Origin of the sequence: Citrobacter sp. Cb031, from assembly GCF_030336725.1 — a bacterium.
GTDB lineage: Bacteria > Pseudomonadota > Gammaproteobacteria > Enterobacterales > Enterobacteriaceae > Citrobacter > Citrobacter braakii.
In genome coordinates this window covers 307969-323236 of sequence record NZ_JAOWDA010000021.1, presented here as the reverse complement: position 1 = coordinate 323236, position 15268 = coordinate 307969, and the positions used below count along the sequence as shown (strand labels likewise).

Below are 15268 nucleotides of genomic sequence, written 5' to 3'. Positions count from 1 at the left end.
CAGGATGAAAACAGTACTCATCACGGGATTTGAACCCTTTGGCGGCGAGTCAGTTAACCCTTCCTGGGAAGTAGTCTCGGGCCTCGACAATACTATCATCGGCGGATGCCGCGTCGTTGCCCGCCAACTGCCGTGCGTCTTTGGCGAATCTCTTGCCGTACTCAATGGTGCGATTGACGCGCTGTCGCCATCACTGGTGCTGGCGGTGGGGCAGGCGGGTGGGCGCGCGGATGTCACCGTGGAGCGCGTGGCGATCAACGTTGACGATGCGCGTATTGCGGATAATCAGGGTCAACAGCCGGTAGATGTGCCGATTGTGGCCGATGGTCCGGCGGCGTGGTTTAGTTCGTTGCCGATCAAAGCGATGGTTGTTGCCATGCGCAACGCGGGAATTCCGGCTTCGGTTTCCCAGACCGCGGGCACTTTCGTGTGTAACCACGTGATGTATGGCCTGCTGCATAAACTACGTGACGTTCCGGCGGTGAAGGGAGGATTTATTCATATCCCTTATTTGCCGCAACAGGCTGCACAGCACCCCGGGGCACCAAGTATGGCAGCGGACACGGTGCGCCGGGCGCTGGAAGTTGCGATTGCCACCGCGTTGCAGGTGGAGAGTGATATCGCAGTGACGGGCGGTGCAACACATTAAAAAAGGACAGTATTATGCCTGAAGGCCCGGAGATCCGCCGCGCGGCGGATAACCTGGAGGCGGCAGTCAAAGGCAAACCCCTGACCGATGTCTGGTTTGCCTTTGAGCAGCTAAAACCGTATCAATCTCAACTGATTGGGCAGAGTGTTACCCAGCTTGAAACGCGGGGTAAAGCATTGCTGACCCATTTTTCTAATGGATTGACGCTGTACAGCCACAATCAGCTCTATGGCGTGTGGCGAGTGGTGGATACCGGCAAAATACCGCAGACTTCGCGGGTACTGCGTGTCAGGTTGCAAACACACGACAAAACTATTCTGCTCTATAGCGCCTCTGATATCGACATGCTGACGCCGGAACAGCTCGCTACCCACCCGTTCCTGCAACGGGTTGGGCCGGACGTCCTGGATTTACGTTTAACGCCCGATGACGTGAAAGCGCGTCTGTTATCCCCGCGTTTTCGCAATCGCCAGTTTTCTGGCCTGCTGTTGGACCAGGCGTTTCTGGCGGGATTAGGTAACTACCTGCGGGTAGAGATTCTCTGGCAGGTAGGGCTGACCGGACAGCATAAAGCGTCGATGCTCGGAGATGAGCAGTTGGATGCGCTGGCGCATGCGCTGCTTGATATTCCTCGTTTGTCCTATAACACCCGCGGGCTGGTGGATGAGAATAAACATCACGGCGCGCTGTTTCGCTTTAAGGTCTTTCACCGGGATGGTGAAGCCTGTGAGCGCTGTGGCGGAACCATCGAAAAAACGACGCTCTCTTCACGACCCTTTTACTGGTGTCCAGGATGTCAGCACTAAGCGGGATGCTTTGGCGCGTGTAGCGAAATAAACCGCGCCACCGCCGGGCCAGTCAATAAAATACTGAATAGCCGTAGGGTTTGCATCGCCATGATCAGCGCCATATCGGCGTGACTCCCCGCGGCAATCACCGCAACAGAATCCACGCCGCCTGGACTGGTCGCCAGATAGGCGGTAAGAAAATCTATCTGCATGTAATGCGCCAGTCCCCAGGCCATAGCGGCGCAGATCGCCATCAGTGAAAAAATGGACAAGAGGATTTGCGGTAAGGGGCGCAACGCCATTAAAAAGATCTGCTTGTCAAAACCCAGGCCAATTTGCCAGCCGATGGCCATATAGGCAATCGCCAGCAGCCATTCCGGCAGTTCGATCACCATCACGCCTCCGGCATTCAGCAATGCGCCTGCCAGCATCGGTAACAACATGACGCCAGAGGGGATACGCAATAGACGCCCGGCCGTACCGGCAACGGCGGCCAGCGCCAGGGTACTGAACAGATTGCTGCTCAGCGGCGGAAACCAGACGATTTGCTCACTGACCGTTTGGGCCTGGTCGCCCATCATCACTCGGGTGACCAGTGCCGCCGCACCAACCACCAACAGTACGCGCAGATACTGCATAAACGCCACCAGCCGGATGTCGGCACCATATTCCTGCGCCATCGCCACCATTGCCGCCGCACCGCCAGGTGACGAGCCCCATGCACCGGTGTTTCCCGGTAGGTTACTGTAGCGAACCAGCAGCCAGCCGATTACCGCGCTGCTGATAAGGGTCGCCAGCAGGATGATAATCACCATCGGCCAGTGGGCCGTAAGGGTCGTTAAGATTGAGCCAGTCAGGTTTTGGGCAATCATGCAGCCGAGAATCGCCTGCGCGCCAAGAAATGTGCAGCGGGGAGGGTGCAGTGAGATGCCGCGCATACTGAATATGATGCCGACGAGCATCGAACCGAGCAGCAGCGGTCCTGGAAGGTGTATAAACAAAAAGAACAGGGAAAGAAGGAGCGATAGCAGAAACAACAGGCTCCACTGCAAAACAGGCATCCCATGCTCCTGAGTGAAATGACGGAAATCTCAGTAAATCATAGAGAAAGCATGATGAGAATAAAATAATATGCATCAAAAAAACAGGTCGGATTCTGGCTTCAATGCCTTGTCCGACCCGGGAGAATTAATGGCTGTAAGCCGGACAGGCGCTGGCGCCATCCGGCAGACAATTAACGCTTAATATCAGACTTAAAATCGCGCTTATCGTAGCCGGTGTACAACTGACGCGGACGAGCGATTTTCATGCCGTCGGTGTGCATTTCGTTCCAGTGTGCAATCCAGCCCACGGTACGCGCCATGGCGAAGATAACGGTGAACATGGAAGACGGAATACCCATCGCCTTCAGGATGATGCCGGAGTAGAAATCTACGTTCGGGTAGAGTTTCTTCTCGATGAAGTACGGGTCGTTGAGCGCAATGTGTTCAAGTTCCATCGCCACTTCCAGCAGATCATCTTTGGTGCCCAGTTCTTTCAGTACTTCATGGCAGGTTTCACGCATGACGGTGGCGCGCGGGTCATAGTTTTTATAAACACGGTGACCAAAGCCCATCAGGCGGAAGGAATCATTCTTGTCTTTCGCGCGGCGAACAAATTCCGGAATGTGTTTAACAGAGCTGATTTCTTCCAGCATTTTCAGCGCAGCTTCGTTTGCGCCGCCGTGTGCTGGTCCCCACAGGGAAGCAATACCGGCCGCGATGCAGGCAAACGGGTTAGCGCCAGAAGAACCGGCGGTACGAACGGTAGAGGTTGAGGCGTTCTGTTCGTGGTCAGCGTGCAGGATCAAGATACGGTCCATTGCGCGTTCCAGAATCGGATTCACTTCGTATTTTTCGCACGGCGTGGAGAACATCATGTTCAGGAAGTTACCGGCGTAGGAGAGGTCATTACGCGGGTACACGAACGGCTGTCCGATGGAATATTTGTAGCACATCGCTGCCATGGTCGGCATTTTGGACAGCAAACGGAAAGCGGCGATTTCACGGTGACGCGGATTATTCACATCCAGCGAGTCGTGGTAGAACGCAGCCAGCGCCCCGGTAACACCACACATAACGGCCATCGGGTGAGAGTCGCGGCGGAAACCGTGGAACAGGCGGGTGATCTGCTCGTGGATCATGGTATGGCGAGTGACTGTTGTTTTGAACTCGTCGTACTCCTCCTGCGTCGGTTTTTCGCCGTACAGCAGGATATAACACACTTCCAGATAGTTTGACTCGGTCGCCAACTGATCAATCGGGAAGCCGCGATGCAGCAAAATACCTTCGTCACCGTCGATGAAAGTAATTTTGGATTCGCAGGATGCGGTAGAGGTGAAACCTGGGTCAAAAGTAAACATCCCTTTTGAGCCAAGACTACGAATATCAATAACATCTTGACCGAGCGTACCTTTCAGCACATCCAGTTCAATAGCAGAGTCACCATTTAGAGTGATTTTTGCTTTAGTATCAGCCATTTACGGTCTCCTTAGCGCCTTATTGCTTAAGACTGCTGGAACTCACATTTGCCTTCGTACATCAATGAACCGTTACCAGTTTGTTATTTGGCTCGCCGCTCTGCGAAAGAGGGGATAACCTGGGTACAGAGCTATGGGCGCTTGCAGGTAAAACGGTCTTTTCATGGCGAATAAACTGCAAATCAAGAACTTAGCAATCCGAATTATTAAACCTGTCTATCACTAATAACTGTCCTGACTGTATTGGTCAATACTTCCACACTGTTACATAACTAAATGTCCGGTGAAAGAGTGACCCCATAACTTTTACGCATTATATGCTTTTTCTGGTGTCGTTTGTAACAACTTTGTTTAATGATTGTCAAATTAGATGGTTAAAAATTAAAATAATGTTGTTATCGTGACCTATGTCACTGTTCGGGATAAAACCCGACAAACTATATGTAGGTTAATTGTAATGATTTTGTGAACGTCCTATACTGCCGCCAGGTCTCCGGAATACCCTGCAATCCCGAGCCAACCAGCGTTGTAACGTGTCGTTTTAGCATCTGGAAGCAGTGTTTTATATGACGCGTAGTTATAGTAAGGACGCTGTCTGACCCGCACGCAGACCGGAGGAAGGAAATCCCGTCGTCTTTCAGGCTACAGGTATCTTCATCTTCTGTACCCGAAGTCCAAAGGGAATAATAAGAACAGCATGTGGGCGTTATTCATGATAAGAAATGTGAAAAAACAAAGACCTGTCAATCTGGATCTACAAACGATCCGGTTCCCAATCACGGCGATAGCGTCCATTCTCCATCGCGTATCCGGAGTGATCACCTTCGTGGCGGTCGGGATTCTGTTGTGGTTATTGGGTACCAGCCTTTCCTCCCCTGAAGGTTTCCTCGCGGCGTCATCCATTATGAATAACTTCTTTGTGGAGTTAATTCTGTGGGGGATCCTGATTGCGCTGGCATATCACGCCGTAATGGGCATTCGCCATCTGTTGATGGATTTTGGCTATATCGAAGAAACCCTCGAAGCAGGGACACGTTCCGCCAAAATTTGTTTCGTTATCATTGTCGTGCTTTCACTTCTCGCAGGAGTCCTCGTATGGTAAGCAACGCCTCCGCATTAGGACGCAACGGCGTACATGACTTCATTCTGGTCCGTGCTACCGCTATCGTTCTGACGTTATACATCATCTATATGGTCGGCTTCTTCGCCACCAGCGGCGAACTGACGTTTGAAGTCTGGACCGGTTTCTTCTCATCGGCATTCACCAAAGTCTTCACCCTGCTGGCTCTTTTCTCCATCTTGATTCATGCCTGGATCGGCATGTGGCAGGTGTTGACCGACTACGTTAAACCGCTGGCCGTGCGCCTGATTCTGCAACTGGCTATCGTCGTTGCGCTGGTGGTTTACGTCATTTATGGATTTGTTGTGGTGTGGGGTGTGTAATGAAACTGCCAGTCAGAGAATTTGATGCTGTTGTGATTGGTGCCGGCGGCGCAGGTATGCGCGCGGCGCTGCAAATTTCCCAGAGCGGTCAGACCTGTGCGCTGCTCTCCAAAGTGTTCCCAACCCGTTCCCATACCGTATCTGCGCAAGGTGGCATCACCGTTGCGCTCGGTAATACCCATGAAGATAACTGGGAATGGCACATGTACGACACCGTAAAAGGGTCGGACTACATTGGTGACCAGGACGCTATTGAATATATGTGTAAAACCGGTCCGGAAGCGATTCTGGAGCTGGACCACATGGGGCTGCCGTTCTCTCGCCTCGATAATGGCACAATTTATCAACGTCCGTTTGGCGGCCAGTCGAAGAATTTCGGCGGCGAGCAGGCGGCACGTACCGCGGCAGCGGCAGACCGTACCGGCCATGCGCTGTTGCACACGCTGTATCAGCAGAACCTGAAAAACCACACCACCATCTTCTCCGAGTGGTACGCGCTGGATCTGGTGAAAAATGCCGATGGCGCGATTGTTGGTTGTACCGCGCTGTGTATCGAAACCGGTGAAGTAGTTTACTTCAAAGCTCGCGCAACCGTGCTGGCGACCGGCGGTGCTGGCCGTATTTATCAGTCCACCACCAACGCCCACATCAACACCGGTGACGGCGTCGGTATGGCTATCCGCGCTGGCGTGCCGGTGCAGGATATGGAGATGTGGCAGTTCCACCCAACCGGTATCGCTGGTGCGGGTGTTCTGGTAACAGAAGGCTGTCGTGGTGAAGGTGGCTACCTGCTGAACAAACACGGTGAGCGCTTCATGGAGCGTTATGCCCCGAATGCGAAAGACCTGGCGGGTCGTGACGTGGTGGCGCGTTCCATCATGATCGAAATCCGCGAAGGTCGCGGCTGCGACGGTCCGTGGGGGCCGCACGCCAAACTGAAACTCGACCACCTGGGTAAAGAAGTGCTGGAGTCCCGTCTGCCGGGTATTCTCGAACTGTCCCGTACCTTTGCTCACGTTGACCCGGTGAAAGAGCCGATCCCGGTTATCCCAACCTGCCACTATATGATGGGCGGTATTCCGACCAAAGTCACCGGCCAGGCGCTGACCGTGAATGAGCAGGGCGAAGATGTGGTGATCCCAGGGCTGTTTGCCGTCGGTGAAATCGCCTGCGTATCGGTTCACGGTGCTAACCGTTTGGGCGGCAACTCACTGCTTGACCTGGTGGTATTTGGTCGTGCTGTGGGTCTGCATCTGCAGGAATCTATCGCAGAGCAGGGTGACCTGCTGGATGCAACCGAAGATGAAATCGACGCTTCTCTGGCGCGTCTGAATCGCTGGAACGGTAACCGTAACGGTGAAGACCCGGTGGCAATTCGTAAAGCGCTGCAAGAATGTATGCAGCATAACTTCTCGGTATTCCGCGAAGGCGATGCGATGGCGAAGGGGCTGGAAGAGCTGAAAGCGATTCGCGAACGCCTGAAAAATGCCCGTCTGGACGATACCTCCAGCGAGTTCAACACCCAGCGCGTTGAGTGTCTGGAGCTGGATAACCTGATGGAGACCGCGTACGCCACTGCAGTATCTGCAAACTTCCGTACCGAAAGCCGTGGCGCGCATAGCCGCTTCGACTTCCCGGAACGTGATGACGAAAACTGGCTGTGCCATTCCCTGTACCTGCCAGAGTCGGAATCCATGACGCGACGTCAAGTCAATATGGAACCGAAGCTGCGCCCGGCATTCCCGCCGAAGATTCGTACTTATTAATGCGGAGACAGGACAATGAAACTCGAGTTTTCAGTTTATCGCTATAACCCGGATGTTGACGACGCTCCGCGCATGCAGGATTACACCCTGGAGGCGGAAGAAGGGCGCGACATGATGCTGCTGGATGCGTTGATGCAGCTGAAAGAAAAAGATCCGTCGCTGTCGTTTCGTCGCTCCTGCCGTGAAGGGGTCTGCGGCTCCGACGGCCTGAACATGAACGGCAAAAATGGACTGGCCTGTATCACACCTATTTCTGCGCTGAATCAGCCGGGCAAGAAAATTGTCATTCGCCCGCTGCCAGGTTTACCGGTTGTGCGCGATTTGGTTGTAGACATGGGGCAATTCTACGCACAGTATGAGAAGATTAAGCCTTACTTGTTGAATAATGGGAAAAATCCTCCGGCTCGTGAGCATTTACAAATGCCAGAGCAGCGTGAGAAGCTCGATGGGCTGTATGAATGTATTTTGTGTGCATGCTGCTCAACGTCCTGCCCATCATTCTGGTGGAACCCGGACAAGTTTATTGGCCCGGCAGGCCTGTTGGCCGCGTATCGCTTCTTAATTGATAGCCGCGATACCGAGACCGACAGCCGTCTGGAAGGTTTAAGTGACGCTTTCAGCGTATTCCGCTGTCATAGCATCATGAACTGCGTCAGCGTATGTCCTAAAGGGCTGAACCCGACGCGCGCCATCGGTCATATTAAGTCGATGCTGCTCAAACGTAGTGCATAAGTAGTTGTAGTTGCCGGGGAAGAGATTCCCCGGCCGTGCAGGGAAACCTCTAAAAACTGCCACATTGATAGCAATAATCGCAGCCTGAACGACGACGATTATTAGACAGTTTTTAAAGGTTCCTTAGCGGACGCAGATGACACGACAGTCCGCAACAAGTGAACCCCGGCACGCACATCGGTGTGCGTGGTAGTATCCACGGCGAAATAAGCATACAAATGCTTAAGGGATCACGATGCAGAACAGCGCTTTGAAAGCCTGGTTGGACTCTTCTTACCTCTCTGGTTCTAACCAGAGCTGGATAGAACAGCTCTATGAAGACTTCTTAACCGACCCTGACTCGGTAGATGCTAACTGGCGTTCGACGTTCCAGCAGTTACCTGGTACCGGAGTCAAACCGGATCAACTCCACTCAAAAACACGTGATTATTTCCGTCGACAGGCGTTGATTACCCCACGTTACTCTTCTTCTATTTCCGACCCTGATGCCAATGTGAAGCAGGTTAAAGTCCTGCAGCTCATTAACGCCTATCGTTTCCGCGGTCATCAGCATGCGAATCTCGATCCGCTGGGACTGTGGCAGCAAGAAAATGTGGCCGATCTGGATCCCTCCTTCCACGATCTGACCGATGCGGATTTCCAGGAAAGCTTTAACGTGGGTTCTTTTGCCGGTGGCAAAGACACGATGAAGCTGAGCGACCTGGTTGTCGCGCTGAAACAAACCTACTGCGGCCCGATTGGCGCCGAGTATATGCACATCACCAGCACCGAAGAAAAACGCTGGCTTCAGCAGCGTATCGAGTCTGGTCGTACTGCGTTCAGTAGTGAAGAGAAGAAACGCTTCCTCAGCGAACTGACTGCAGCGGAAGGTCTGGAACGCTACCTGGGCGCGAAGTTCCCGGGCGCGAAACGCTTCTCGCTGGAAGGCGGTGATGCGTTAATCCCAATGCTCAAAGAGATGATCCGCCACGCCGGTAACAGCGGTACCCGTGAAGTGGTACTGGGTATGGCGCACCGTGGTCGTCTGAACGTCCTGGTTAACGTGCTGGGTAAAAAGCCGCAGGATCTATTCGACGAATTTGCGGGCAAACATAAAGAACACCTCGGCACCGGTGACGTGAAGTACCACATGGGCTTCTCATCAGATATCGAAACCGAAGGCGGTCTGGTGCATCTGGCGCTGGCGTTTAACCCGTCGCACCTGGAAATCGTTAGCCCGGTGGTTATCGGTTCCGTACGTGCACGCTTGGATCGTCTGGACGAGCCGAGCAGCAATAAAGTGCTGCCAATCACTATTCATGGTGATGCGGCAGTAACCGGGCAAGGCGTGGTTCAGGAAACCCTGAACATGTCGAAAGCGCGTGGTTACGAAGTGGGCGGTACCGTTCGCATCGTTATCAACAACCAGGTGGGCTTCACCACCTCTAACCCGCTAGATGCACGTTCTACACCGTACTGCACCGACATCGGTAAGATGGTTCAGGCGCCGATTTTCCACGTGAACGCGGATGACCCGGAAGCGGTCGCTTTCGTAACGCGTCTGGCACTGGATTTCCGTAATACCTTTAAACGCGATGTCTTTATCGATCTGGTGTGCTACCGCCGTCACGGCCACAACGAAGCCGACGAGCCAAGCGCAACCCAGCCGCTGATGTATCAGAAAATCAAAAAGCATCCGACCCCGCGCAAAATCTACGCTGACAAGCTGGAAGCGGACAACGTCGCTACGCTGGAAGATGCGACCGAAATGGTCAATCTGTATCGTGACGCGCTGGACGCAGGCGAATGCGTGGTGAAAGAGTGGCGTCCAATGAATATGCACTCCTTCACCTGGTCGCCGTACCTCAACCACGAATGGGATGAAAACTACCCGAATAAAGTTGAGATGAAGCGTCTGCAGGAGCTGGCAAAACGCATCAGCACCGTGCCTGAAGCGGTGGAAATGCAGTCGCGTGTTGCCAAAATTTACGGCGACCGTCAGGCCATGGCCGCAGGCGAGAAGCTGTTCGACTGGGGTGGCGCAGAGAATTTGGCTTACGCCACGCTGGTTGATGAAGGCATTCCGGTACGTCTGTCGGGTGAAGACTCTGGCCGCGGAACCTTCTTCCACCGTCATGCGGTGATTCATAACCAGGCGAATGGTTCAACGTACACTCCGCTGCAGCATGTGCATAACGGGCAGGGCACGTTCCGCGTATGGGACTCCGTGCTGTCTGAAGAAGCGGTGCTGGCATTCGAGTACGGTTATGCCACGGCAGAACCGCGCACCCTGACTATCTGGGAAGCGCAGTTCGGTGACTTCGCCAACGGTGCGCAGGTGGTTATCGACCAGTTCATCTCTTCCGGCGAGCAGAAATGGGGCCGTATGTGCGGTCTGGTTATGCTGCTGCCACACGGCTATGAAGGTCAGGGTCCGGAGCACTCTTCCGCGCGTCTGGAACGTTATCTGCAACTTTGCGCTGAGCAAAACATGCAGGTTTGCGTCCCGTCTACCCCGGCACAGGTTTACCACATGCTGCGTCGTCAGGCGCTGCGCGGAATGCGTCGTCCGCTGGTAGTGATGTCACCGAAGTCGCTGCTGCGTCATCCGCTGGCGGTGTCCACGCTGGACGAACTGGCAAATGGCACTTTCCTGCCAGCCATTGGCGAAGTAGATGAACTTGATCCTAAAGGCGTGAAGCGTGTCGTGATGTGTTCTGGTAAGGTTTATTACGACCTGCTGGAGCAACGCCGCAAGAACGACCAAAAAGATGTCGCCATTGTGCGTATCGAACAGCTCTATCCGTTCCCGCATAAAGCGGTGCAGGAAGCGCTGAAACCGTTTGCTCATGTACATGATTTTGTCTGGTGCCAGGAAGAGCCGCTCAACCAGGGCGCATGGTACTGCAGCCAGCATCATTTCCGTGAAGTAATTCCATTTGGGTCAGCTCTGCGTTATGCAGGTCGCCCGGCCTCTGCCTCTCCGGCAGTAGGATATATGTCCGTTCACCAGAAGCAGCAACAAGATCTGGTTAATGACGCGCTGAACGTCGATTAAATAAAGGATAAATAATGAGTAGCGTAGATATTCTTGTTCCCGACCTGCCTGAATCCGTAGCGGATGCAACGGTTGCAACCTGGCACAAAAAACCGGGCGATGCAGTACGTCGTGATGAAGTACTGGTAGAAATCGAAACTGACAAAGTGGTACTGGAAGTACCGGCATCAGCGGACGGTATTCTTGATGCGGTTCTGGAAGATGAAGGGACAACCGTCACTTCTCGCCAGATCCTCGGTCGCCTGCGTGAAGGCAACAGCTCTGGCAAAGAGACCAGCGCCAAGTCTGAAGAGAAAGATTCTACTCCGGCACAACGCCAGCAGGCGTCTCTTGCTGAACAGAACAACGATGCCCTGAGCCCGGCGATCCGTCGCCTGCTGGGTGAGCATAATCTCGAAGCCAGCGCCATCAATGGCACCGGCGTCGGTGGTCGTATCACGCGTGAAGATGTTGAAAAGCATCTGGCTAAAGCACCGGCTGCGAAAGCAGAAGCCAAAGCGCCGGCCGCCGCGCCTGCACCACAGGCTCAACTGGGCGCTCGTGGCGAAAAACGTGTTCCGATGACCCGTCTACGCAAACGCGTAGCTGAGCGTCTGCTGGAAGCGAAAAACTCCACCGCCATGCTGACCACGTTCAACGAAGTCAACATGAAGCCAATCATGGATCTGCGTAAGCAGTACGGTGACGCGTTCGAGAAACGTCACGGTATCCGTCTGGGCTTTATGTCTTTCTACGTGAAAGCGGTTGTTGAAGCGCTGAAACGCTATCCGGAAGTGAACGCGTCCATCGACGGTGATGACGTGGTTTACCACAACTACTTTGATGTCAGCATGGCGGTCTCCACGCCGCGTGGCCTGGTCACGCCGGTCCTGCGTGATGTGGATCTGCTGGGTATGGCTGACATCGAGAAAAATATTAAAGAACTGGCAGTTAAAGGTCGCGACGGCAAGCTGACGGTCGACGATCTGACGGGCGGTAACTTCACCATCACTAACGGTGGCGTGTTCGGTTCCCTGATGTCTACCCCGATCATCAACCCACCGCAGAGCGCCATCCTGGGTATGCATGCCATCAAAGATCGTCCGATGGCCGTAGACGGCAAGGTTGAAATCCTGCCGATGATGTATCTGGCGCTGTCTTATGACCACCGTTTGATCGATGGTCGTGAGTCAGTAGGCTTCCTGGTAACCATTAAAGAGTTGCTGGAAGATCCGACGCGTCTGCTGCTGGACGTGTAGTAAATAAGAGTATCACCTGCCCCGTAGGTCTGGAGGCTTATCAGGCCTACGGGTAAAAGATAACGATTACCTGAAGGATGGACAGAACACATGAACTTACATGAATATCAGGCAAAACAACTTTTTGCCCGCTATGGCTTACCGGCACCGGTGGGTTATGCCTGTACTACTCCGCGTGAAGCTGAAGAAGCTGCATCTAAAATCGGCGCAGGCCCGTGGGTAGTGAAATGTCAGGTTCACGCTGGTGGCCGTGGTAAAGCGGGCGGTGTGAAGGTTGTGAACAGCAAAGAAGACATTCGTGCTTTTGCTGAACACTGGCTGGGTAAACGTCTGGTCACTTACCAGACAGACGCCCATGGTCAACCGGTAAATCAGATTCTGGTTGAAGCAGCGACCGACATTGGTAAAGAACTTTACCTCGGCGCAGTTGTTGACCGTAGTTCCCGTCGCGTGGTCTTCATGGCCTCTACCGAAGGCGGCGTGGAAATTGAAAAAGTGGCGGAAGAAACGCCGCACCTGATCCACAAAGTAGCGCTCGATCCGCTGGCCGGTCCGATGCCTTATCAGGGTCGTGAACTGGCGTTCAAACTGGGTCTGGAAGGTAAACAGGTTCAGCAGTTCACCAAGATCTTCATGGGTCTGGCGACTATCTTCCTTGAGCGCGATCTGGCGCTGATCGAAATCAACCCGCTGGTGGTGACCAAGCAGGGTGATCTGATCTGCCTCGACGGCAAACTGGGCGCTGACGGCAACGCGCTGTTCCGCCAGGCTGACCTGCGTGAAATGCGCGACCAGTCTCAGGAAGATCCGCGTGAAGCACAGGCTGCACAGTGGGAACTGAACTACGTCGCTCTGGACGGCAACATCGGTTGTATGGTTAACGGCGCGGGCCTGGCAATGGGCACCATGGACATCGTTAAACTGCACGGCGGCGAACCGGCTAACTTCCTTGACGTTGGCGGCGGTGCGACCAAAGAGCGTGTAACCGAAGCGTTCAAAATTATCCTCTCTGACGACAATGTTAAAGCCGTACTGGTTAACATCTTCGGCGGTATCGTACGCTGCGACCTGATCGCGGACGGTATCATCGGCGCGGTAGCAGAAGTGGGCGTTAACGTTCCGGTCGTGGTACGTCTTGAAGGTAACAACGCTGAACTCGGCGCGAAAAAATTGGCTGATAGCGGCCTGAATATTATTGCAGCGAAAAGTCTGACGGATGCAGCTCAGCAGGTTGTTGCCGCAGTGGAGGGGAAATAATGTCAGTTTTAATTAATAAAGATACCAAGGTTATCTGCCAGGGCTTCACCGGTAGCCAGGGGACATTCCACTCTGAACAAGCGATTGCTTACGGTACGCAAATGGTCGGCGGTGTTACGCCGGGCAAAGGCGGCACCACGCATCTGGGTCTGCCGGTGTTCAACACCGTACGTGAAGCAGTAGAAGCGACCGGCGCAACCGCCACCGTTATCTACGTTCCGGCTCCGTTCTGCAAAGACTCCATCCTGGAAGCTATTGATGCAGGCATCAAGCTTATCATCACCATCACCGAAGGTATCCCAACGCTGGATATGCTGACCGTGAAAGTGAAGCTGGATGAAGCGGGCGTGCGCATGATCGGCCCGAACTGCCCAGGTGTTATCACCCCTGGCGAATGCAAAATCGGCATCATGCCGGGCCATATTCACAAGCCTGGTAAAGTCGGTATCGTTTCTCGTTCCGGTACGCTGACCTATGAAGCGGTTAAGCAGACCACCGACTATGGTTTTGGTCAGTCTACCTGTGTGGGTATCGGCGGCGACCCGATCCCTGGCTCTAACTTCATCGATATCCTGAAGCTGTTCCAGGAAGATCCGCAGACTGAAGCGATCGTCATGATCGGTGAGATCGGCGGTAGCGCGGAAGAAGAAGCAGCGGCGTACATTAAAGATCATGTGACCAAGCCGGTTGTGGGTTACATCGCGGGTGTGACTGCGCCGAAAGGTAAACGTATGGGTCATGCTGGTGCGATCATCGCAGGGGGTAAAGGTACGGCGGATGAGAAATTCGCTGCGCTGGAAGCCGCTGGCGTGAAAACCGTTCGTAGCTTGGCCGATATCGGCGAAGCGCTGAAAACAGTGATTAAGTAAGAAAAAAAACAGCCCTGACTCTCTGCATAGTCAAGGGCTGGTCCCGTTTCGACATGGTTGGCCATCTGATGATGGCCTTTTTTAATGGCGTCGTTTTGCCACCAGCGTAAATTTATAATCGTCGCTTTTGAAGGTGTTGCGGCTGTATTCAAAAACGCGTCCATCGAGCAGAAACCCGCGAGAGATTTTCTCCAGCACTGGTTTCCCCTGCGGCATGCCCAGCATTTCTACAGTATCCTCATCCGGAATAACCGGGATCAGTTCCTGCTCGCTGCGATCGATAACCATCTTTTTGATCTGTTCTATATAGTGATATTTAGAATTTTCCATCACCTCCCAGGTGAGATCGGGAAAGAGGGCGAGCGGCATCCATGTCTCTTCGAGGGTAACGGCTTTCTGCTTAATAAAACGAACCCGTTTTACATGCCAGACTTTATCTTCAGCCGCCAGCTGTAGCCACTCGGCCAGCATCTCTCCTGCTGGAATGACCTCAAAGACCTTCACTTCGCTGTGCGTTTCAACCTGACGGTCGGCCAGCTTCTCATAAAAACTGGTGAGCTGATAAATGTCGTAATTAACGCGCTCCTCTTTCACATACCAACCGCTGCCCTGAATGCTCTCGATAATATTCTGTTCCGTTAGCAGCTTGAGTGCTTGCCTGATGGTCACGCGGCTGACCTCGAAACGGCTCTGTAGCGTAGATTCTGTGGGAAGTGCATCACCTGGTTTTAATTCACCTTTTGCAACTTGTTCGCGCAGAACGTCGGCTATCTGGCGGTACATCGGTTTTTTGCTCATCTCTTTTCGCTTTTGTCGGCAATAAAGTCAGATATTCAAGACAAATTATGCGTACATTTTATCAATAGTAAATAATACAAATTAAATACAAATATTGTCTTGTTAGTGAAATTGATCACGTAAAGGTATTGTTTTGTCTGCGACAATCGCGGCACATAATAATGACAATCCTC

The 15268-nt window shown here is 53.3% G+C and carries 14 protein-coding genes; 10 read left to right on the top strand and 4 right to left on the bottom strand.

Features of this window, described 5'->3' with window-relative positions:
• The first annotated feature begins 4 nt into the window (after positions 1-4).
• On the top strand, positions 5-649 hold the full coding sequence (pcp, locus tag OGV93_RS06010; protein WP_287109441.1) for a pyroglutamyl-peptidase I: 645 nt from the start codon (positions 5-7) through the stop codon (positions 647-649).
• 14 nt (positions 650-663) lie between these two features.
• Positions 664-1455: an endonuclease VIII gene (gene nei, locus OGV93_RS06005; RefSeq protein WP_137352662.1), complete on the top strand. Its 792-nt coding sequence runs from the start codon at positions 664-666 to the stop codon at positions 1453-1455.
• Here the strand turns inward: nei and OGV93_RS06000 are convergent.
• The 3 genes from OGV93_RS06000 to OGV93_RS23905 form a co-directional block, all read right to left on the bottom strand.
• Positions 1452-2498: an AbrB family transcriptional regulator gene (locus tag OGV93_RS06000; protein WP_153646808.1), complete on the bottom strand. Its 1047-nt coding sequence runs from the start codon at positions 2496-2498 to the stop codon at positions 1452-1454. The two genes, nei and OGV93_RS06000, sit on opposite strands and share 4 nt — an antisense overlap.
• A gap of 173 nt (positions 2499-2671) precedes the next feature.
• Positions 2672-3955: a citrate synthase gene (locus OGV93_RS05995; RefSeq protein ID WP_016152281.1), complete on the bottom strand. Its 1284-nt coding sequence runs from the start codon at positions 3953-3955 to the stop codon at positions 2672-2674.
• Between the two features lie 206 nt (positions 3956-4161).
• Positions 4162-4215, bottom strand: coding sequence for a hypothetical protein (locus OGV93_RS23905; protein WP_418135082.1), 54 nt, complete (start codon positions 4213-4215; stop codon positions 4162-4164).
• Between the two features lie 437 nt (positions 4216-4652).
• Here OGV93_RS23905 and sdhC point away from each other — a divergent pair, with 437 nt between their 5' ends.
• The 8 genes from sdhC (at position 4653) to sucD (ending at position 14297) form a co-directional block, all read left to right on the top strand.
• A complete protein-coding gene (sdhC, locus tag OGV93_RS05990) occupies positions 4653-5057 on the top strand; it encodes a succinate dehydrogenase cytochrome b556 subunit (RefSeq protein WP_016152282.1) in 405 nt (134 codons plus the stop codon).
• On the top strand, positions 5051-5398 hold the full coding sequence (sdhD, locus tag OGV93_RS05985; RefSeq protein WP_005122550.1) for a succinate dehydrogenase membrane anchor subunit: 348 nt from the start codon (positions 5051-5053) through the stop codon (positions 5396-5398). The genes sdhC and sdhD overlap by 7 nt, the downstream gene beginning before the upstream one ends.
• A complete protein-coding gene (gene sdhA / locus OGV93_RS05980; protein ID WP_003022919.1) occupies positions 5398-7164 on the top strand; it encodes a succinate dehydrogenase flavoprotein subunit in 1767 nt (588 codons plus the stop codon). Before sdhD ends, sdhA begins: the two co-directional genes overlap by 1 nt.
• A 15-nt stretch (positions 7165-7179) precedes the next feature.
• Positions 7180-7896 carry a succinate dehydrogenase iron-sulfur subunit SdhB gene (sdhB, locus tag OGV93_RS05975; RefSeq protein ID WP_003022921.1) on the top strand — a complete coding sequence of 239 codons (717 nt, stop codon included), beginning with the start codon at positions 7180-7182 and terminating at the stop codon, positions 7894-7896.
• Positions 7897-8131: 235 nt separating this feature from the next.
• A complete protein-coding gene (sucA, locus tag OGV93_RS05970; protein ID WP_016152283.1) occupies positions 8132-10933 on the top strand; it encodes a 2-oxoglutarate dehydrogenase E1 component in 2802 nt (933 codons plus the stop codon).
• Positions 10934-10947: 14 nt separating this feature from the next.
• Positions 10948-12171 carry a 2-oxoglutarate dehydrogenase complex dihydrolipoyllysine-residue succinyltransferase gene (gene odhB / locus OGV93_RS05965; RefSeq protein ID WP_016156001.1) on the top strand — a complete coding sequence of 408 codons (1224 nt, stop codon included), beginning with the start codon at positions 10948-10950 and terminating at the stop codon, positions 12169-12171.
• Between the two features lie 90 nt (positions 12172-12261).
• Positions 12262-13428, top strand: a complete 1167-nt coding sequence (sucC, locus tag OGV93_RS05960) for an ADP-forming succinate--CoA ligase subunit beta (RefSeq protein ID WP_003022927.1) — start codon at positions 12262-12264, stop codon at positions 13426-13428.
• Positions 13428-14297, top strand: a complete 870-nt coding sequence (sucD, locus tag OGV93_RS05955) for a succinate--CoA ligase subunit alpha (protein WP_003022929.1) — start codon at positions 13428-13430, stop codon at positions 14295-14297. The genes sucC and sucD overlap by 1 nt, the downstream gene beginning before the upstream one ends.
• 81 nt (positions 14298-14378) lie before the next feature.
• Here the strand turns inward: sucD and OGV93_RS05950 are convergent, their stop codons facing one another.
• Positions 14379-15095: a GntR family transcriptional regulator gene (locus OGV93_RS05950; RefSeq protein WP_019076293.1), complete on the bottom strand. Its 717-nt coding sequence runs from the start codon at positions 15093-15095 to the stop codon at positions 14379-14381.
• Positions 15096-15268: the final 173 nt, after the last annotated feature.